19 protein-coding genes and 1 pseudogene are annotated in these 19256 nt (G+C 68.1%); 15 read left to right on the forward strand and 5 right to left on the reverse strand.

Annotated elements, in window-relative coordinates; genetic code table 11:
- Position 1 precedes the first annotated feature (1 nt).
- Entirely contained in the window at positions 2-730 is a 729-nt protein-coding gene (locus QMB55_RS03375) for a response regulator (protein WP_497587253.1), read from the reverse strand.
- Between the two features lie 337 nt (positions 731-1067).
- Here QMB55_RS03375 and phnD (QMB55_RS03380) point away from each other — a divergent pair, with 337 nt between their 5' ends.
- The 8 genes from phnD (QMB55_RS03380) to QMB55_RS03415 all read left to right on the forward strand — a co-directional run bounded on the left by phnD (QMB55_RS03380) (position 1068) and on the right by QMB55_RS03415 (position 8137).
- On the forward strand, positions 1068-2120 hold the full coding sequence (gene phnD / locus QMB55_RS03380; protein ID WP_497587254.1) for a phosphate/phosphite/phosphonate ABC transporter substrate-binding protein: 1053 nt from the start codon (positions 1068-1070) through the stop codon (positions 2118-2120).
- 135 nt (positions 2121-2255) lie between these two features.
- Positions 2256-3287, forward strand: a complete 1032-nt coding sequence (gene phnD, locus QMB55_RS03385) for a phosphate/phosphite/phosphonate ABC transporter substrate-binding protein (protein WP_497587255.1) — start codon at positions 2256-2258, stop codon at positions 3285-3287.
- 100 nt (positions 3288-3387) lie between these two features.
- A complete protein-coding gene (gene phnC / locus QMB55_RS03390; protein WP_497587256.1) occupies positions 3388-4164 on the forward strand; it encodes a phosphonate ABC transporter ATP-binding protein in 777 nt (258 codons plus the stop codon).
- The gene (phnE, locus tag QMB55_RS03395) at positions 4161-4967 is read left to right on the forward strand and encodes a phosphonate ABC transporter, permease protein PhnE (RefSeq protein ID WP_497587257.1); all 807 of its coding nucleotides are present in this window, start codon (positions 4161-4163) and stop codon (positions 4965-4967) included. The genes phnC and phnE (QMB55_RS03395) overlap by 4 nt, the downstream gene beginning before the upstream one ends.
- Positions 4968-4995: 28 nt before the next feature.
- Positions 4996-5796 carry a phosphonate ABC transporter, permease protein PhnE gene (gene phnE / locus QMB55_RS03400; protein ID WP_497587258.1) on the forward strand — a complete coding sequence of 267 codons (801 nt, stop codon included), beginning with the start codon at positions 4996-4998 and terminating at the stop codon, positions 5794-5796.
- Between the two features lie 121 nt (positions 5797-5917).
- Positions 5918-6787 (forward strand): putative selenate ABC transporter substrate-binding protein, encoded by an 870-nt coding sequence (locus tag QMB55_RS03405; protein WP_497587259.1) that lies wholly within the window; start codon positions 5918-5920, stop codon positions 6785-6787.
- Positions 6788-6791: 4 nt separating this feature from the next.
- On the forward strand, positions 6792-7637 hold the full coding sequence (locus QMB55_RS03410) for a phosphonate ABC transporter ATP-binding protein (RefSeq protein ID WP_497587260.1): 846 nt from the start codon (positions 6792-6794) through the stop codon (positions 7635-7637).
- 35 nt (positions 7638-7672) lie between these two features.
- Entirely contained in the window at positions 7673-8137 is a 465-nt protein-coding gene (locus QMB55_RS03415) for a hypothetical protein (protein WP_497587261.1), read from the forward strand.
- 64 nt (positions 8138-8201) lie between these two features.
- Here the strand turns inward: QMB55_RS03415 and QMB55_RS03420 are convergent, their stop codons facing one another.
- Entirely contained in the window at positions 8202-8750 is a 549-nt protein-coding gene (locus tag QMB55_RS03420) for a peroxiredoxin-like family protein (RefSeq protein ID WP_497587262.1), read from the reverse strand.
- Between the two features lie 102 nt (positions 8751-8852).
- Between QMB55_RS03420 and QMB55_RS03425 the strand changes: the two genes are divergently transcribed.
- From QMB55_RS03425 to QMB55_RS03455, 7 genes and pseudogenes are all read left to right on the forward strand, one after another.
- Positions 8853-9104, forward strand: a complete 252-nt coding sequence (locus QMB55_RS03425; protein ID WP_497587263.1) for a hypothetical protein — start codon at positions 8853-8855, stop codon at positions 9102-9104.
- Between the two features lie 5 nt (positions 9105-9109).
- Positions 9110-9784 (forward strand): annotated as a pseudogene (locus QMB55_RS03430) (cupin domain-containing protein); the annotation flags it as partial.
- 83 nt (positions 9785-9867) lie between these two features.
- Positions 9868-10593, forward strand: a complete 726-nt coding sequence (locus QMB55_RS03435; RefSeq protein ID WP_497587264.1) for an AzlC family ABC transporter permease — start codon at positions 9868-9870, stop codon at positions 10591-10593.
- The gene (locus tag QMB55_RS03440; protein ID WP_497587265.1) at positions 10586-10909 is read left to right on the forward strand and encodes a branched-chain amino acid transporter permease; all 324 of its coding nucleotides are present in this window, start codon (positions 10586-10588) and stop codon (positions 10907-10909) included. The genes QMB55_RS03435 and QMB55_RS03440 overlap by 8 nt, the downstream gene beginning before the upstream one ends.
- A 177-nt stretch (positions 10910-11086) precedes the next feature.
- Positions 11087-13729 carry an ATP-binding protein gene (locus tag QMB55_RS03445; RefSeq protein ID WP_497587266.1) on the forward strand — a complete coding sequence of 881 codons (2643 nt, stop codon included), beginning with the start codon at positions 11087-11089 and terminating at the stop codon, positions 13727-13729.
- A 108-nt stretch (positions 13730-13837) separates the two neighbouring features.
- Positions 13838-15391 (forward strand): PhnE/PtxC family ABC transporter permease, encoded by a 1554-nt coding sequence (locus QMB55_RS03450; protein WP_497587267.1) that lies wholly within the window; start codon positions 13838-13840, stop codon positions 15389-15391.
- Positions 15392-15413: 22 nt separating this feature from the next.
- A complete protein-coding gene (locus QMB55_RS03455; protein ID WP_497587268.1) occupies positions 15414-16058 on the forward strand; it encodes an FMN-binding negative transcriptional regulator in 645 nt (214 codons plus the stop codon).
- Positions 16059-16121: 63 nt separating this feature from the next.
- Here the strand turns inward: QMB55_RS03455 and feoB are convergent, their stop codons facing one another.
- Genes feoB through QMB55_RS03470 form a run of 3 tightly spaced genes read right to left on the reverse strand, consistent with a single transcriptional unit; the run spans position 16122 to position 19092 of the window.
- Complete coding sequence (gene feoB / locus QMB55_RS03460; protein WP_497587269.1) at positions 16122-17999, reverse strand: ferrous iron transporter B; 1878 nt, start codon at positions 17997-17999, stop codon at positions 16122-16124.
- The gene (locus QMB55_RS03465; RefSeq protein ID WP_497587270.1) at positions 17996-18295 is read right to left on the reverse strand and encodes a FeoA family protein; all 300 of its coding nucleotides are present in this window, start codon (positions 18293-18295) and stop codon (positions 17996-17998) included. The genes feoB and QMB55_RS03465 overlap by 4 nt, the downstream gene beginning before the upstream one ends.
- Positions 18296-18309: 14 nt before the next feature.
- Positions 18310-19092: a transporter gene (locus QMB55_RS03470; protein WP_497587271.1), complete on the reverse strand. Its 783-nt coding sequence runs from the start codon at positions 19090-19092 to the stop codon at positions 18310-18312.
- Between the last annotated feature and the right edge of the window lie 164 nt (positions 19093-19256).

Consider the following 19256-nt stretch of genomic DNA (forward strand, 5'->3'; position numbering starts at 1 on the left):
CCTAGCCCGCGGCCGTGTCGTTCGGGGCTGGGGCTGGGCTGACGCTCGCCGCCGCCTCGCCCGGCTTTTCCTCGCGCAGCAGGTAGCCCAGGCCGCGCAGGGTCATCAGCTCGGCGCCGGTGCCGGCAAGCTTTTTGCGCAGGCGGTGGGCGACCACCTCGACGGCCTCAAGGTGGGTCTGCGCTTCGTCGGCAAAGACCACGCGGTAGAGCCGCTCCTTGGTCACCGCGTGCCCGGGCTTGGCGATCAACGCCTGCAGCATGGCCTGCTCGCGCGGCGTGAGTTCGAGCGGCGCGTCGCCGTTGTAGAAGGCGCCGGAGGCGCGTTCGTGGCACAGCCGGCCGCAGCGCTGAGCGGTTTCTTCGTGCCCGCGCGCGCGGCGCAGCAAGGCGCGCAGCCGGGCTTCGAGTTCGTCGAGGTCGAAGGGCTTGGAGAGGTAGTCGTCGCCGCCGGCGTTGAGCCCGGCGATGCGGTCGCCGACCGAGGAACGCGCGGTGAGCACCAGCACCGGGGTGTGGATGCCGGCGTTGCGCGCCCGCTGCAGGAGGTGCAGCCCATCCTCGCCGGGGATATTGAGGTCGAGGATGACGAGGTCGTGCGCTTCCTGGCGCATGGCCTGGAAGGCATTGATCCCGTCGTAGCAGGGCGTGACCCCGAAACCGCGCTTTTCCAGCGCGCGCGACAAGGCCTTGGACATGTCGCGATCGTCTTCCACCAGCAGAATCTTCATTGCCGCAGGCCGAACCGATAAAAACGGCAGCTTATAGCAGGCGTCGCGCGGCGGGAAGCGCGGCGCGCCAAATGCGATGCTCGCAGCATGATCGGCGCGAACGAACGACAACACCCGGCCGCCTAGACCGCCCCTGAAAGCCGCCTGAAAGGGAAGGGAAAGGCAAGTGCAAGCCTCGCCCGCCCCCCGCCCTTGGCAGCCGCTCCGATGCCGGTAGAATCGGGCCCGGATTCGAGATTCAAGACTCAAAGGACGCACTCGATTCAGCCTTCAGAAGAACGCCCACTCAGGGCGTCGCCGACCTGCACTGTCGCCTAACCAGGAGAGGGAACACGGAATGGAACGGACACTGAAGCAAGAAGGCCAGGGCCGCCTGACGCGGCTTGGCCGGTTTGGTCTGCTCGGCCTGCTCATGCTGGGCCTGCAACTGCCGGCGCAGGCGCAGGACGCCTGCGCCAATCGCGGCGAGCTCGACCTGATGTACTGCGACGCGGACAAGAACCTCGTCGCCGACCCGCCCAGCGACGCCAAGAAATTCAAGAACCCGAACACCCTGGTCTTCTCGTTCTCGCCGCTCGAAGACCCGTCGGTCTATGAGCGGATGTTCGACCCCTTCGTCAAATACCTCGCCCAATGCACGAGCAAGAAGACGGTGTTCTTCTCGGTGCAGTCCAACTCGGCGCAGATCGAGGCGATGCGCTCGGGCCGCCTGCACCTTGCCTTCTTCTCCACCGGCACCACCAACTACGCGGTGAACATCGCCGGCGCCGTGCCCTTCGCCATCCGCGCCGACGACAACGGCCCGCACGGTTTTCACCTCTACCTCATCGTCCGCAAGGACAGCAGCATCAAGACGATCGCCGACCTGAAGGGCAAGAAGGTCGCCCACACCTCGCCGTCGTCGACCTCGGGCAATGCCGTGCCGCGCGCCCTCTTCCCCGCCCTCGGCGCGACCCCGGAGAAGGACTACCAGGTGCTCTACTCCGGCAAGCACGACCAGTCGATCATGGGCGTGCGTTCGGGCGACTACGATGCGGCGCCGGTGGCCTCGGACATCTTCCACCAGATGGCCAAACGCGGCGTGATCAAGGAAGACGAGTTCCGCATCATCTACCAGAGCGAGAAATTCCCGGTCAATTCGCTCGCCTACGCGCACGACCTCGAGCCGCAGCTGCGCGACACCGTGGTCAAGTGCGTCCTCGGCTACAAATTCGACGAAGCGCTCTCGAAAGGCATGGAAGGCGCCACCCGCTTTGCGCCGATCAGCTACCAGAAGGATTGGCAGATCGTCCGCCAGGTTGGCGAAGCCGCGGGCGAGAGCTACGGTCGTGCCGGCTACGAGAAGGAAAAAGCGAAGGAAGACGCCGCACGCGCCAAGAAAGCCAAGTAACCCGACTTCCGGGATGGCGAGGCGGCGAGGCTTGTGCCGCAACCGGACGCTGCAACGTCCGGAATCTCCAGCCTCGCAGCCTTGCCATCCCGCCGCCCGGGCGCCCACGCGGGTGCCGCCACCAGGAGAACCGACATGCCAGAAGCCAATATCCACGCGCCCTCCAGGCCCGCCGCAAAGGCCGTCCTGCTTGCCGCCGCACTGAGCGCGCTGGCCGCGCCCGCCTTTGCCCAGGACGCCTGCCCCAGCCGCGGCGACCTCGACGTGATGTACTGCGACGCCAACCAGGACCTCGTCGCCGACGCCCCGACCGACGCCAAGAAGTGGCGCAACCCGAATACCCTGGTCTTCGCCTTCACCCCGGTTGAAGACCCGTCGATCTACGAAAAGCTGTTCCAGCCCTTCATGGGCCACCTCACGCAGTGCGTGGGCAAGAAGACGATCTTCTTCGCCGTGCAGTCCAATTCGGCCGAGATCGAGGCCATGCGTTCGGGCCGCCTGCACCTCGCCGCCTTCTCCACCGGCCCGACGACCTTCGCGGTCAACATCGCCGGCGCCGTGCCCTTCGCCATCCGCGGCACCGAGAAAGGCCCGGAAGGCGTGTCGGTGCAGATGATCGTGCGCAAGGACAGCCCGTACAAAACGCTCGCCGACTTGAAGGGCAAGAAGGTCGCGCACACCTCGCCGTCGTCCAACTCCGGCAACCTCGCGCCGCGCGCGCTCTTCCCCGAACTCGGGCTCACCCCGGACAAGGATTACCAGGTGGTCTATTCCGGCAAGCACGACCAGTCCGTGTTCGGCGTGCGCTCGGGCGACTACGACGCGGCGCCGGTGGCGAGCGACGTGCTGCAGCACATGATCGAGCGCGGCGCGGTCAAGGCCGACGACTTCCGCACCCTCTACGTCAGCGACCGTTTCCCGACCGACGCCTACGCCTACGCGCACGACCTCGATCCCAAGCTGGTGGCCAAGATCAAGGACTGCTTCTACACCTACCGCATTCCGCCGGAAATGGCCAAGGGCCTGGGCGGCGACCGCTTCCTCCCGGCCGAGTACAAGAAGGATTGGGCGCTGGTTCGCCAGGTGGCCGTCTCGGCCGGACAGAACCTGAGCCGCGCCGGCTACGAGGCCGAACGCAAGAAGGAAGAAGCCAAGGCCAAGAAGTAATGCCTCCTTCCCGGCCCCCCGCCGCTTTCACGATGGGGCCGGGTTTTTTATACCTCCGGACTGACTTTGCTCGTCCTCGGGAGGCGCACAGGAAAGACGCATGAACGCAGCCGCACCAAACTCCGCCGTGCTCCGCATCCAGGGCCTGGTCAAGGCCTACCGCCCCGGCCAGCCGGTCCTCAAGGGCATCGACCTCGATTTCGACGCGCAAGGTCTGACCGCCATCATCGGCCCCTCGGGCACCGGCAAGTCGACACTGGTCCGGGTCATCAACCGCCTCGTCGATCCGACCGAAGGCGCCGTCGTCTTCAAGGGCGTGGACCTCGCCCGCGTCGAAGGCCGCGCGCTGCGCGAGGCGCGCCGGCGCATCGGCATGGTCTTCCAGGAATACAACCTCGTCGAACGGCTAACGGTGATGGAGAACCTGCTCACCGGCCGGCTCGGCTACCTCAGCCCGTTCAAGGCCTGGCTGCGCCGCTTTGACCCGGCGGACATCGAACACGCGTTCGAACTGCTCGACACCGTGGGCCTTTCGAGCTTCGCCAACCAGCGCGCCGACGCCCTCTCCGGCGGCCAGCGCCAGCGCGTCGGCATCGCCCGCGCGCTGATGCAGCGCCCGGAAATGCTGCTCGCCGACGAACCCACCTCCTCGCTCGACCCCAAGACTTCGGTCGAGATCATGGAGCTGCTCAAGGCGCAGGGCGAGATGCACAAGATCCCGGTCCTCGTGAACATCCACGACGTCGAACTGGCGCGCCGCTTCGCCGACCGCATCGTCGGCATGACCGGCGGCCACGTCGTCTTCGACGGCCCGCCCGAACGCCTCACCGACGAGCACCTCAAGATGATCTACGGCGGCGAGGGCTGGCTGCAATGAACGCCCCTGCTCCGGCGCCGGCCCGCGCCTGCGCCCCGTTCAAAAGCTCGCTCGGCGCCAAGCTGCTGTTCTGCGCCGTTTTCGCCTACGCGCTCTACGCGCTCGGGCAGCTCGATTTCTCGGCCGAACGCTTCGTGCGCGGCCTCGACAACGGCGCGCGCTTCTTCGAGCGCATGTTCCCGCCGAGCTACCGGCATTGGGACAACATCCTCACCGGCTTCCTCGAAAGCCTGCAGATCGCCGCGCTGGCGACTTTCCTCGGCGTCCTCGTCTCACTGCCCATCGCCATCCTCGGCGCGCGCAACCTGATGCCAGCCTGGGCCACCTGGCCGGCGCGGCTGATCGTCACCCTCTGCCGCGCCTTCAACCCGGTCATCGTCGCCATCATCTTCATCAAGGCCGTCGGCTTCGGCGCGCTGGCCGGCGTGCTGGCGCTCGTCGTCGCCTCGATCGGCTTCGTCGGCAAGCTGTTCATGGAAGCCATCGAGGAAATCTCGATGAAGCAGATCGAAGCCATCCGCGCCACCGGCGCCCCGTTCGCCAGCGTCGTCGTCTTCGGCGTGCTGCCGCAGGTCATGGGCCGCCTGGTCGGCTTCTGCACCTATCAGCTCGACGCCAACCTGCGCAACTCGACGATGGTCGGCATCGTCGGCGCCGGCGGCATCGGCGGCGCGCTGTTCGCCGCCTTCCAACGTTTCGAGTACGACTCCGTGCTCGCCATCCTGATCGTCATCATCGCCGTCGTCCTGCTCGGCGAAGTGCTTGCCAACCATGTCAAACGCCTCTTCAACGCCCAGTCCTGACGCGCCCTGCAGCGCCGCCGCAACGCCCGTGGATACTGCACTGCAGCGCGTCTGGCAGCGCCACACGCTGCGCGAAAAGCTCGCCCGCACGGCGCTCTGGCTGGCCATCGGCCTCGCCGTCCTGGCTTCGATGAACAGCATCAACGTGATCTGGGAGTTCCTCTGGGACGCGCCCGAGCAGATGCTCGACATGGGCCGCCGCATGTGGCCGCTCGACCTCGCCTTCTACCCCGAGTCGGTGCATGCCGCGCTGATGGAAACCTTCCACATCGCCACGCTCGGCACGCTCTTCTCGATGGTCGTCGCCCTGCCGCTCGCCGTCCTCGCCGCGCACAACCTCACCCCGCACGCCGGCATCAACCTCTGCGCCAAGGCGCTGCTGGTTGCCAGCCGCTCGGTCAATTCGCTCGTCTGGGCGCTGCTCTTCGTCGCCGTCTTCGGCCCCGGCCCGCTCGCCGGCACGGTGGCCATCGCCTGCCGCTCGGTCGGCTTCGTCGGCAAGCTGCTCGGCGAAGCGCTCGAGGAAGTCCCGCGCGGCGGCATCGAGGCGCTCAAGGCCGCCGGCGCGACACAAACGAGCCAGATCCTCTACGGCTACTGGCCGGCGGTCAAACCCGCCTTCTGGTCGATCATGCTCCTGCGCTGGGACATCAACGTGCGCGAATCCTCGGTCCTCGGCCTCGTCGGCGCGGGCGGCCTGGGCATGATCATGAACGCCGCGATCGACATGTTCCAGTGGGACCGCGTCGCCGTCATCCTGCTCACCATCTTCGCCGTCGTGGTCATCGGCGAGATCGTCATCACCGCCTTCCGCCGGCGCTTGATCTAAGCCCGCTGCACATGCCGGTATAATCGCGCCCAGCGGTCTGCGTACCGCCTTTGTTGTCCAACCGGCGCCCGGCGCCGAATGCGGCCTCGTTCATGGGGGGCCGCCCGACCGGAGATGAACGATGTCCTCGACCACCCTGCGCCGCCTGGCGCTCAAGGTGGCGTTTGCCTGTGCGGCGAGCGCCTGTTTTACCGCCACCTTCGCCGCCGACGTGTTACGCGTCTCGGCGATTCCCGACGAAGCGCCGACCGAACTGCAGCGCAAGTTCGCGCCGCTCGGCAAATATCTGGAGAAGGAAACGGGGCTGAAAGTCAGCTTCGTGCCCGTCACCGACTATGCCGCCGTCGTCGAATCGCTGGCGACCAAGAAGCTGGACCTCGCCTGGCTCGGCGGTTTCACCTTCGTACAGGCCAAGATCCGCACCGGCGGCACGGCGATTCCCATCGTCCAGCGCGAAGAAGACGCCCGTTTCACCTCGAAGTATGTCACCGCCGACCCGGCGATCAAGACGCTCGCTGACTTGAAGGGCAAGACCTTCGCCTTCGGCGCGCCGTCCTCGACCTCGGGCAGCCTGATGCCGCGCTTCTTCCTGCAGCAGGCCGGGCTCAACCCGGAAAAGGACTTCAAGACCGTGGCCTACTCCGGCGCGCACGACGCGACGGTGGCCTTCGTCGCCGCCGGCAAGGCCGACGCCGGCGTCCTCAACGCCTCGGTGTGGGACAAGCTCGTCGAGCTGAAAAAGGTCGATCCCGAAAAGGTGCGCGTCTTCGCCACCACCCCGCCCTACTTCGACTACAACTGGACGGTGCGCGGCGACCTCGACCCGACGCTGATCAAAAAGCTGACCGATGCCTTCCTCAAGCTCGACCCGAACAATCCCGAGCACAAGGAGATCATGGCCCTGCAACGCGCCTCGAAGTTCATCCCGAGCAAGAAGGAGAACTACGACGGCATCGAGCAGGCGGCACGTTCGGCCGGCCTGCTGAAATAAGGCCGTGAGCGAGGCCACGCGCGCTGCGGCGCCTGCCTTCCGCCTCGACGGCGCAGGTCTGCAACACGCGAGCAGCACCGGCAAGCCCTTCGTCGCGCTCGAAGGCATCGACCTCTGCGCCGCCCCCGGCGAACAGCTCGCGCTGATCGGCCCCTCGGGCGCCGGCAAGACCAGCCTGCTGGGCCTGCTGGGCACGGCGCACGCGCCCAGCGGCGGGCGCGTCGAGGTGCTCGGCGGCGAGCCCGCGCGCCTGACGCCAGGCGCCCTGCGCCGCCTGCGCACGCGCCTGGGGACGGTGCATCAGGCGCCGCCGATTCCCGCCCGGCAACGCGCCGTCACCGCCGTGCTCGCCGGCCGTCTCGGCCGCTGGCCGGCGTGGAAAGCGCTGGCCTCGCTGTTTTACCCGCAGGACATCGCCGGCGCACGCACGGCGCTGGCCCGCGTCGACCTCGCCGACAAGCTCTTCCAGCGCTGCGACCGCCTCTCGGGCGGCCAGTTGCAACGGGTGGGCATCGCCCGCGTGCTTTACCAGCAGCCGGAACTGATCCTCGCCGACGAACCCGTCTCGGCGCTCGACCCGGCGCTCGCCCGGGCGACCATCGGCCTGCTTGTCGACGAAGCGCGTTCCCGCGGCGCAACGCTGGTCGCCAGTCTGCACGCGGTCGACCTCGCGCTCGAACATTTTCCGCGCATCGTCGGCGTCCGCGCCGGGCGCATCGCCTTCGACCGGCCGGCGGCCGAAGTCACGCCGCAGATGCTCGACGCGCTCTACGCCGGTGCCGAAAAGACGTCGACGACGGTCATCGAAAACGGGTTTGAAATGCGTCGGAACCTATGCCATTTTGACTAGGCTGCTCCTCTCGAAGAGATGCGTTCCGATCGTCCATGCCCAAGATTTCCTATTCCACCGACGCCCCGGCCTTTGCCCGTTTCAGGGCGCACGGCACGATCCGGCTTGAGATGGATGGGCATCGGCTGCGAACCACTGCCACCGGCCCCTTCAACGCCGAAGCGCTGGCCGCCGTGGCCGAACTCGAGGCCCAGGTGTTCGCCCGCATGAAAGCCGCTGGCAAGTGGGTCGAGATTCTCGAATTCCGCCACAACCTGCTCGCCACCGCCGAGGCGCTCGAAGCCTTCGCCCGGCATGTCGAGCGCTTCCGGAGCAAAGGACTATCGCCCCTGGGCAGCGCGGTGGTGATCGATCCCTCGCTGGAAGGCGAAGCGATCATCCGTCCGCAACTGGCCGCGGCGTACGCGGCGGCGGGCTGGCCCTGCGCCTTCTTCACCAACATGGCCGACGCCGAAGCCTGGGCGGACAGCCTGCTCGACGTCACCGAGCCCGCCCGCTGAACGGCGCTCGGCCGCGCCCGCAAAGCCGCTTCGGCGGCCGCACGGAAGGCCTCGCGCAAGAGGCTCAGACGGCGCCCGTATACTCGCCGCGCGCCGGGTAGTCCTTCTCGATCGCGAAGTCGATCGCCATCAACAAGTCCTTGAACGACGGCCGCGCGAAAGGCATGGTCTGCACCGCGCCGTAGTACAGCGTGCCGTCCGGGCGGACGAGGAAGAGCCCCGGCTCGGAGAACAGCGCCGGCTCTTCGATGCCGATCGAAGTCTTGCCCCGCGAGGTGCTGATGAACAGCCCCCACTGGCGGGCGCTTTTCAGGCTCAGGCCGTAGCCGAACTTGAGCGCGCCCTCGCGCATCTGCTCGGCCATCGTCGCCGCACGCTCACCATCGTCGCTGCTCACCGCGAGCACGCGCACGCCGCGCTTTTCGAACTCGGGCAGCAGGCGGTCGAGTTCCTTGAGGTAGATGGCGCAGAGCGGGCAATGCAGGCCGCGGTAGAAGACGATGAGGTCGAAACGTTCGCCAGGATCGGCCCCAAGCACGTAGCGGCCGCCGCCATGAAGCGCGACGTTGAGGGCGGGGACGGGATAGCGCGGCAGGAGGACTTCGGGTTTCACGGAAATTCCTTTCTCTTTCAGGCGCCGACGGGGATTTCCGGACCCGGCGACGGGGTGAGCGGGGGAAACCGGCACGATCGCATCGCCACCGGAAAGCAGAGAATGCAGTACAATCGGCAATCATTGATTCACAAAACATTGCAGATCGTTCAAAACAACGCCATGCCGATCCCCGACAACCTCGACCGCCTCTCCGCCCTGCTCGCCGGCCTGGCCCCGCGCATCCGCAGCGCCCGCGCTGCGGCCGTCGGCTCCGGCGCCGAACTCACCCGTCCGGCCGATAGCAGTGCTGCCCCCGTCTTGAGCTCTACCTCGTCACCGCCGGCAGCCTCGCCTTCCAGGCACCGCCCGTAGACGAAACGCACGTCGCCGCGCCGGCCATCGTCCTCTGCCGTGCCGACCGGGCGCACCGGCTCGCGCCCCGTACGCCGGACGCCTTCCCCGGCCTACTCTGCCTCAGCGTCGATTTCGACGGCCCGGTGGCGCCGCTTTTCCAGCGCGAACTGGCCGAACCGCGCTGCGTTCCGCTGCGGGACGCCGAGCCGTCGCTGCGGCACGCCATCGCCCTCATCGCCGACGAACTGGAAACGCCGCGCTGCGGCCAGCCCACCCTGCTCGACCGCGCCGGCGACATCCTGCTGATCGGCCTGCTGCGCCACCTGATTGCCCACGCCACGCCGCCGCAGGGGTTGTTCCGCGCCCTCGCCGACGCCCGCATCGCGCGCGCCCTGGTGGCCATGCACGAGGCGCCGCAAAGCGCCTGGACGCTCGAACGTTTAGCCGATACTGCCGGCATGTCGCGCACCCTGTTCGCCACCACCTTCCACCGCCTGATGTGCCAGCCGCCGGGCAAGTACCTCGCCGGCCTGCGCCTCGCCATCGCCCAGCGCGCGGTCTCCGCCGGCAAGGGACTCAAGGGCGCGGCGCGCGACGCCGGCTACGCCAGTCCGGCCGCACTCTCGCGCGCGCTGGCGCGCAGCCGCAGCGCAATGACATCCGCCCCCCAAAGCTCGCCCGAACGCGCTGCCGCCTGAACGGCGTGGCGCCCCGCGGTTTGCGCTTTCCCGCGCGCTGCGCCGATAATCGCCGCCTGTCCTGTTTTTTCGCCGCCATGCCGATGCCATCCCCGACCCACGACCCCGCTGCGCCCCCGCCGGCGCTCTCCCTGCTGGCCCTCAGCGCGCCGGTGGCGATGGGCTACGTGCCGCTGGGCATGGTGTTCGGTTTCCTTTTCGTGCAGGCCGGCGCCGAGGCCTGGGTGGCGGTGCTCGCCAGCCTGCTGATCTACGCCGGCGCAGCGCAATACATGATGATTCCGATGCTCGCCGCCGGCCTCTCGCTCGGCACGCTCGCCGCCGCGACACTGATCATCAACCTGCGCCATGTCTTCTACGGCCTGTCCTTGCTCGACCGCCTGCCGCGCCCGGCGCTGCAGCGCTGGTACGCGATCTTCGCGCTGACCGACGAGACCTATTCGGTGCTCACCACCCTGCCGGAAAACATCGACCGCCGTCGCCTCGTCGCCATCGCCGCGCTCAACCAGGCCTGGTGGGTGCTGGGCAGCGCGCTCGGCGCCCTGCTCGGGGCGCGCGCCCAGCTTGACCTCGTCGGCCTCGACTTCGCCCTCGTCGCCCTCTTTACCGTACTCGCCGTCGAACAGTGGCGCAGCCGGCGCGAACTCGCGCCGCTGCTCACCGCGCTCGTCGCCTATGCCCTGGCCAGCCTGCTCGCCGCCGAGCACGCGCTGGCGTTGGCCATCGCCCTGTGCGTCGCGGTCGGGGCCTGGCGCGGCGAGCCGCCGCCAACGCGCGCCAACGCCGCTGCGGAAGCCCACCATGATTGACAGCACCTACGCCCTGAAAGCCATCGTCGCGATGGCCCTCGTCACCTTCGCCCTGCGCGCCCTGCCCTTCGTCGCCGCCGAATGGATCGAGCACCACCCCGTGGTGCGCCGCCTCGGCCGTTTCCTGCCGCTGGCGATCATGCTCCTTCTGGTGCTGCATTCGGCGCTCGGCGCCGCCCGCGCCCACGCCGGCGCGCCCTGGCCGGAACTGGCCGGCGTCGCCCTCACCGCCGCCCTGCAGGGCTGGCGAAAGAACGCCTTGCTGAGCATCCTCGCCGGCACCGGCCTTTACGTGCTGTTGCGCAACGGGTTCTGAACGCCTTGCCGACCCCGGGGCCTTGGCCCCGGGAGCGAAGCCTCGGATGAAATCTCCTATGATGATTAGGCTGACCCCATCCACCGCCGAACGCCGCGCCTGACCCGGCCACACTCCCGCCACACTCCGGCTGCGCTCCGGCAGTTCTTCGTTCGGCAACCGTCGCACAAGGAAAACATGTCGCCTTCCCGCCTCGCAGATCGTGCGCCCGCTTTACCGGACTGGTTCCCGCACGCGCTCGGGGCGGCCTTGGTCGTTACCGTCGTGGGCGCGCTCACTTTCGCCGTGGTGTGGATGGAAGCCGGCCGCAGCCAAAAGGAAGCGGAAGTCTCGACGCAAAACCTGGCCCTCCTCGTCGCCGAGCAGGTGAGCGACCTCTACGCCCGCGCCGACGCGCTGATCCTCACCGCCGTCAACTACCACCGCGACGCCCGCCAGTACGGCCGGGTCGAGCGGACACGCATCAATGCCTTTCTCACCGAAGCGCTCAAGCAGCTGCCCGAGGCGCAGAACCTGCGCATCCTCGACCGCAACGGCATCCTGCGCTACGGCAACGACGATCTGGTCGACGTCAGTTTCGCCGACCGGGCTTACTTCACCCGGGCCCGCGACAACCCCGATGCGGGCCTCGTTTTCGACGGCCCCTTGCTGGGCCGGATCACGCATCAGCCGCTGCTCTTCCTGTCGCGGCGATTGGTCGACAACGACGGGGCGTTCGCCGGCATTGCCTACGTCACCCTGACGCTGAACGGCCTGGAGGCCATTTTCTCGAATCTCGACGTCGGCCCCGGGGGCTTGCTCAGCCTGCGCACCGCGGAGATGACGCTGGTCACCCGCCACCCGCGCTCCGAAGTCGCCCAAGACGAACGCAATGCCCGCCGGGTGTCGCCCGAAATGCTGACGCAAATGGCCGTTCGCCCCGTGTCCGGCACTTTTCGCGCCACCTCGCCCATTGACAACATCCACCGCGTCTTCTCTTACCGCCGCCTCGAAGATCAACCTTTCTACGTCATCGTCGGTCAGGCCACCGAGGACTTCATGGCGGGCCAACGGCGCAGCGCGATGCTGCTCTCCGGTCTCTTCGCCGCCGTGGTACTCATCAGCGTACTCGCCGCACGGCACAGCTACCGTTCCGAACGGGGTCTCAAAACTGCGGCGGCCCGGCTTGCCGAATCCCTGCACCAAGTCGAGGAAAGCAACCTCCTGCTGGCGACACGGACGCAACAGCTCGACACCGCCAACGCAGCCCTGCGGCACAGCGAGGAACGCTACGGCTATGCCATGCAGGCGAGCCGCGACGGCATCTGGGACTGGGACCTTCAGGCCGGAACGGCGCACCTCAACCCCGCCTACAGCACCCTCCTCGGTTATCTTCCGGGCGAACTCGGCGACCGCATCGACGCCTGCTGGACGGACACCCTGCACCCGGATGAGCGCGCGTGCATCCGGGCCGAAGTCGAGGCCCGGCTAGCCGCGCCGGGACATTACGAACTCGAATTCCGGCAACGCTGCAAGGACGGCAGCTACAAGTGGGTCCTCAGCCGCGGCCTGGTCGTCGCGCGCAACGCCGCCGGCCAGCCCGTGCGCGCCGTCGGCACGCACGTCGATATCACCGAGCGCAAGCACAACGAGATCAAGCTGCACGAAGCCAAGGACGCGGCTGAAGCGGCCAGCCGCGCCAAGAGTGCCTTCCTCGCCAACATGTCGCACGAGCTGCGCACACCGCTGAACGGCATCATGGGCATGACCGCGCTCGCCCTGCGCAACGCCGTCGACGCCCAGCAACGCAGTCACCTCGGCCGGATCGACCAGGCCTCGCACCACCTGCTCGAAATCATTGACGACGTCCTCGACATCAGCAAGATCGAGGCCGGACGCCTGAGCCTTGATGCGATCAACTTCAGCCCGGACGACCTACACCAGCGTCTGCTCAGCATGCTCAGCCCACGGGCGGTCGAAAAAGGGATCGACTTCAAGCTCGAGGTGGCGCCCGACCTCGCCGCGCTGAGCTTGCGCGGCGACCCGCCGCGCCTGATGCAGATCCTCCTCAACCTGGGCGGAAACGCAGTCAAATTCACCGCTACGGGCCAGGTCACGGTACGTGCCGGCGTCATCGACGAAACCCAGGATACGGTGTGCCTGCGTTATGAAATCGAGGACACCGGCATCGGCATCGCCGCAGACACCCTGCCGCGCCTCTTTGCCGTCTTCGAACAGGGCGACAACTCGACGTCGCGCCGCTACGGCGGCACCGGGCTGGGGCTGGCGATCAGCAAGCGCCTGGTCGAAATGATGGACGGCGAAATCGGCGTCGACAGCACGCCGGGCAAGGGCGCCACCTTCTGGTTCACCGTCCGTCTCGGCAAAGGCGTGGCGCCGACACCGCGGCCCACCGTCCACGACGATGTCGAACGCCGCCTGCGCGAACGCCACGCGGGAACCCGCGTCCTGCTCGCGGAGGACGACCCGATCAACCAGGAAGTGTCGCTCGCCCTGCTCGAAGATGTCGGCCTGATCGCGACCCTCGCCGTCAACGGCCGCGAAGCCGTCGACCTGGCCGCGCAAGCATCCTACCGCCTGATCCTGCTCGACATGCAGATGCCCGAGCTCGACGGCCCTGGCGCCGCGCGCGCCATCCGCCGTCTCCCCGGCTACGCCGCGACGCCCATCCTGGCGATGACCGCCAACGTCTTCGAAACCGACCGCCAGACGTGCCAGGCCGCCGGCATGAACGACCACATCGGCAAGCCGGTCGACCCCGAGCGGCTGTACGCCATGCTGCTGCGCTGGCTCGACGCCGAGGACCACGCGGACGTCTAAACCGAGGGGCGCAAACTGGGCGGCGGAAAGCGCACCTGGGTACAATCGCGGCGTCCGCAGTCAACACACTCAACACACGGCCTTCGCCGCCACGCAAACACCGCCGTCATGCCTTCCGCCGCCCCGCGCGACCCCGCGCTCTTCCCTCGCCTCGCCAGCCTGCTCGTAGCGATCGCCGTCCTCTGGCCGCTCGCCCAGGCCGCCGGGGTGCGCCCGGGCGCGCTCTTCGACGCCGGCAACCTGAAGGTCGTCGGCGGCTTTCTCGCCGGCTTCCTGCCGCCCGCGAGCGACGCTTTTTTCCTCACCCTGCTCGCGCGCGCCACGCTCGAAACGCTGGCCATCGCCACCGCCGGGCTGGCGCTCGCCGTGCTCCTGGCACTGCCACTCGCCTACCGGGTCAGCAACGCGGCGCGCGAACGCGCCAAGCTGCGCCCCGGCACCCGCCTCGTCCTCACCGTGCTGCGCGGCGTGCCCGAGCTCGTCTGGGCGCTCGTCTTCGTGCGCATCTTCGGCCTCGGGCCGGCTGCCGGCGTACTCGCCCTCGGCCTCACCTACGGCGGCATGCTGGGCAAGGTCTATGCCGAAATCCTCGAATCGGTCGACCGCCGCCCAGCCGACGCCTTGCGCCAGAACGGCGCGCCGCGCCCGCTGGCGCTGCTCTACGGCCTCCTGCCGCAGGCGGCCGGCGAACTCGTCTCCTACACCGTCTATCGCTGGGAATGCGCGATCCGTGCCTCGGTGGTGATGGGCTTCGTCGGCGCCGGCGGCCTCGGCCAGCTGATGGACCAGGCGATGAAGATGCTCAATGGCGGCGAAGCGGCAAGCATCCTCGCCGCCTTCGTTGTTCTGGTGCTCGCCGCCGACGCGCTTTCGGGCACCCTGCGCCGCCGCCTCGATGCGCCCGCGGCGGCCCGCCCGGCGCCCTTCGGAGCGGGCGCTGCAGCCCTCGCCGTCGCCCTCGGCGCGGCCATCGCGAGCAGCTTCCTGTGGCTTGAACTGCGCCTCTCCGAGCTGTTCACCGTCCACGCGGCGGTTTCGGTCGCCGCCTTCGTCGCCGGTTTCTTCCCGCCCGACCTCTCGCCCGCCTGGCTGGCGCGCGTCGCCCGCGGCGCCTGGGAAACGCTGGCCATCTCGGCCGTCGGCACGCTCATCGCCGCGGTGGCCGGCCTGGCGCTGGCCCTGCCGCGCTGGCGCGCGCCGTGGACGCTGGCGCTCAACATCCTGCGCGCGGTGCCCGAACTCGTCTGGGCCACGCTGACCGCCCTCGCCGTCGGCCTCGGCCCCTTCGCCGGCGTGCTGGCGCTGGCCCTGCACACCGCCGGCGTCCTCGGCCGGCTTTATGCCGAAGCGCTGCAAAACGCCCTGGCCACGCCGCACGCCGCCTTGCGCCTGGCCGGCGCGCGCGCGCCGCTGGCCTTTCTCTACGGCACGCTGCCCGCCGCGCTGCCCCAACTCGTCGCCTACACGCTCTACCGCTGGGAGATGAACGTCCGCATGGCCGCCATCCTCGGTTTCGTCGGCGCCGGCGGCCTCGGGCAATTGCTCTACTTCGAACTCTCGCTCTTCCACTACGCCCAGGCGGCCACGGTCATCGCCGCGATGCTGGCGCTTTCGGTCGCTGTCGATGCAGCCAGCGCCGCCTTGCGCCGCCGGCTCGGCTGACCCTTTCGCGCCCGAGGTGCCCATGTACATCCCTCGCAGTTTCAAGGAAGACCGCCCCGAAGTCCTGCACGCCTTGATGCGCGAGCACCCGCTGGCGCTGCTCGTCAGCCACGGCCCTGAGGGCCTCGACGCCACGCCGCTACCCGTCGTGCTGTACGCGGACGAAGGCCTGCACGGGGTGCTGCGCGCCCACCTGGCGCGCGCCAACCCGCTCGGCGCCGTGCTCGCCGAGGCCCCGGACTGTCTGCTCGTCTTCCAGGGCGAGGACGGTTACGTCAGCCCGAGCTGGTACCCGAGCAAGGCGCAGACCGGGCGCGCCGTCCCGACCTGGAATTACGTCACGGTGCATGCGCACGGACAGGCGCGCGTCACCGACGACCCGGCCTGGCTCCGCCGCCAACTGGACGACCTGAGCACCCTGCAGGAAAAGCAGCGTCCGCGCCCGTGGTCGGTCGACGAGGCGCCGGCGGACTACCTTGCGGCGCAGATGAAGGCGATCGTCGGCATCGAAATTCCGATCACACGCCTCGAAGGCAAATGGAAACTGAGCCAGAACAAGGACGCGGCCGACCGCGAAGGCGTCATCGCGGGCCTGGAGACGCCCGGCGACGCGCACGCCAACGCGGCCTTGGCCAAACGGATGCGCGTCTCGCCGCCTCTGCGATGAGCCCGCAGGAAACAAGGCGGCCGGGTCACCCCGGCCGCCCCTCGGTCTGACGCGCGCGTCGTTTTACGCGCCAAAGGCCAGCGCCACGCGGTAGGTCACGAAGGCCGCGACATAAGCCAGGGCGAACAGGTAGCCGGCGGAAATCAACGGCATCTTCCAGCCTCCCGTTTCGCGCTTGATCGCGGCCAGCGTCGCCAGGCACTGCGGCGCAAAGACATACCAGGCGAGCATGGCGAGTGCGGTGGCCAGGCTCCAGTCGGCGGAGATCAGGCCGCCGAGCGCTTCGGCGATCTCGTCCTCCTCGCCCGACAGCGCATACACGGTGCCCAGCGCGCTGACCGCGACTTCGCGCGCCGCCAGCCCCGGGATCAATGAAACGCAGATCTGCCAGTTGAAGCCGATCGGCTCGAAGACCACGGCCATCGCCCGCCCGATCATCCCGGCATAGCTGTACTCGATCGCCGAGCCTACGGCGCCTTCGGGCATCTCGGGGAAGGTGGCGAGCACCCACAGGACGATGCTCATCAGCAGGATGATGCCGCCGACACGCTTGAGGAAGATGCCGGCGCGATGCCACAAGCCACGGGCGATGCTGCCGGCGCGCGGCAGGTGATACATCGGCAACTCCATCATCAGCGGCCGTACCTGACGCCCGCCGGCGGTAAAGCGTTTGAGCACCCAGGCCACGCCCATCGCCCCGAGGATGCCTGCGACATACAAGGCGAAGAGCACGATGCCCTGGAATTCGAGGACGCCGAACACCTCCTGCTGCGGCACGAAGGCGCCGATCAGCAGCGCATAGACCGGCAGGCGCGCCGAGCAGGTCATCATCGGCGCGATGAGGATGGTCACCAGACGGTCGCGCGGATTGGCGATGGTGCGCGCGGCCATGATGCCCGGAATCGCGCAGGCGAAGCTCGACAGCAGCGGGATGAACGAACGCCCGGAGAGGCCGACGCCACCCATGATGCGGTCGAGCAGGAAGGCGGCGCGCGGCAGGTAGCCGGATTCCTCAAGCACCAGGATGAAGAAGAAGAGGATGACGATCTGCGGCAGGAAGACGACGACCCCACCCGCGCCGGCGATGATGCCGTCGACGATCAGGCTCTGCAGCAAGCCTTCAGGCAGCCATTCGCCGACCCACTCGCCGAAGGCGCCGGCCCCCGCCTCGATCATGTCCATCGGCACCTCGGCCCAGGCGAAAACGGCCTGGAAGACGAAGAACAGGATCGCCGCCAGAAGCAGCGGCCCGAACACCGGATGCAGCACGACGCGGTCCAGACGGTCGCTCGGCGCATGCGGCGCGGTTTCGGCCAGCCCCAAGCGTTCGAGGATCGACTGCACCCGCGTGTGGTCGCTGCCCGCATCGGCGGACACCCCGTTGCTCCGTGCTGCCCAGCGCTCGGGCTGTTCGAGCAGGGCGCGCAGGTCGTCGGCACCGTCCCTGGCAATCGCCACGGTGCTCACCACCGGCATCCCCAACTCGGTCGAGAGCGCCTCAAGGTCGATGTTCAAACCGCGCTTCTCGGCCAGGTCAGCCATGTTCAGCGCCACCACGCAAGGCAGGCCGAGGCGTTGCACGGCCAGCGCCAAGCGCAGGTTGCGGCGCAGGTTGGTGGCATCGACGACGCAGACCACGAGGTCGGGGCGTTTTTCGTCGGCGGCGCGGCCGTAGAGCACGTCGCAGGTTACCCGCTCGTCGGGCGAACGCGGATAGAGGCTGTAGGCGCCGGGCAGGTCCAGCACGCGCAAGCGCTTGCCCGACTGCGTCAGGCATTCGCCCTCGACGCGCTCGACGGTCACCCCGGCGTAGTTGGCCACCTTCTGCCGGCTGCCGGTGAGCAGATTGAAGAGCGCACTCTTGCCGCAGTTGGGGTTGCCGACCAGGGCCAGCAAGGGCCCCGGCCGGTGGAAGTGCATCACCGCCTGATTCGCACTCATTGCGCACCGCCTTCCGACGACATCTCGCGACACACCTCAATGCACGCCGCCTCGGCCCGACGCAGGGCGAAGGTCGAATCGCCGATGCGCACCGCGAGGGGATCGCCCCCCGGAACGCCGCGCACCATCACTTCGACGCGCTCGCCGACGGTAAAACCGATCTCGTCGAGCAGCCGCGCCCATTCGGGCGCCTCGCCCGGCGCACGCAACGCGCTGACCACGCCCACCGTACCGACCGGCCAACGGTCGAGGGTTTCGACGCCGGCCCCGGCGCCCTGTCTATCGTGTGTTGACATCTTTTCCTCCCGTCTCAGAACCGCCAGGTCAGGCCGGCGCTGACGGTATCCGTGCGCGTTTTGGGCGAGGCATCGTCCCGGCTGCGCATCAGCCCGAGGGCCAGATCAACGTTCGAGTTCGGCGAATAGATCGCGCCGACCTGATAGAAACTGGTGCGCACCCGCTCGCCGGCGGCCTTGGCCGACTCGACACCGGTTTCGAACGCGAGCTTCCACTGCTCATTCACGTCCCACACCGGTGCCACCGAGGCACGCCAGATCGAGGCGTCGGGATTTTCTTCGCGGTTCTTGAACCGCTCGCGCCCGACGCCGGCATTCACGTGCACGGCGCCGAAGGGCACGTCCTGCGACAGGATGAAACTCAGGTTACCGGAGGTCTTGCCCGCGCCCAGGCCATCCTGCTCACGCCCCTCGCTCACCGGCAGCAGGATTTCGGGCTTGAACGCCAAGCTCGTGCCGCTGGCTTCGTTTTCGTAGAAACGCCATTTGGCACCGAGCGTCGGATTGCCCAGGCCGCTCGCCGTCGCACCGCCGCCGTGCAGGCGCTGGTGCGCAACCCCGAGATAGAGGTCGAGCTGCTCGCTCACGCCGCGCGTATAGACTGCGGGCAGTGTACGCGCGCGCTCGGTCTCGCCCGCCGTCCTGGCGCGCTCTTCGGTCCAGGAAAATTCGAGCTGGTTGCCGCCCTGGCCCTGGGTACCGGTGTCGTCGGTCACCAAAGGTTGCAAGGCATGCGCAGAAACCGTACACAAGGCCAGTAAACCGGCGCACAAGGTGTTGCGTTGAGGACGGGACATCCTGAACTTCATGAAAAACCTTTCTTCGATTCCGGCCGGACGACCGGGGACGGATTAAACACCGAAAACAAGAACCAATCTCATTTTAAATGAGAATTAATCTCTATTGCAAGGTATCACTCCGCCCCTTCGAAAGGCGCTTTCCGTCACCGCGCGTCCCAATA

This window comes from Propionivibrio sp. (assembly GCF_041441355.1).
Taxonomy (GTDB): Bacteria; Pseudomonadota; Gammaproteobacteria; order Burkholderiales; family Rhodocyclaceae; genus Propionivibrio.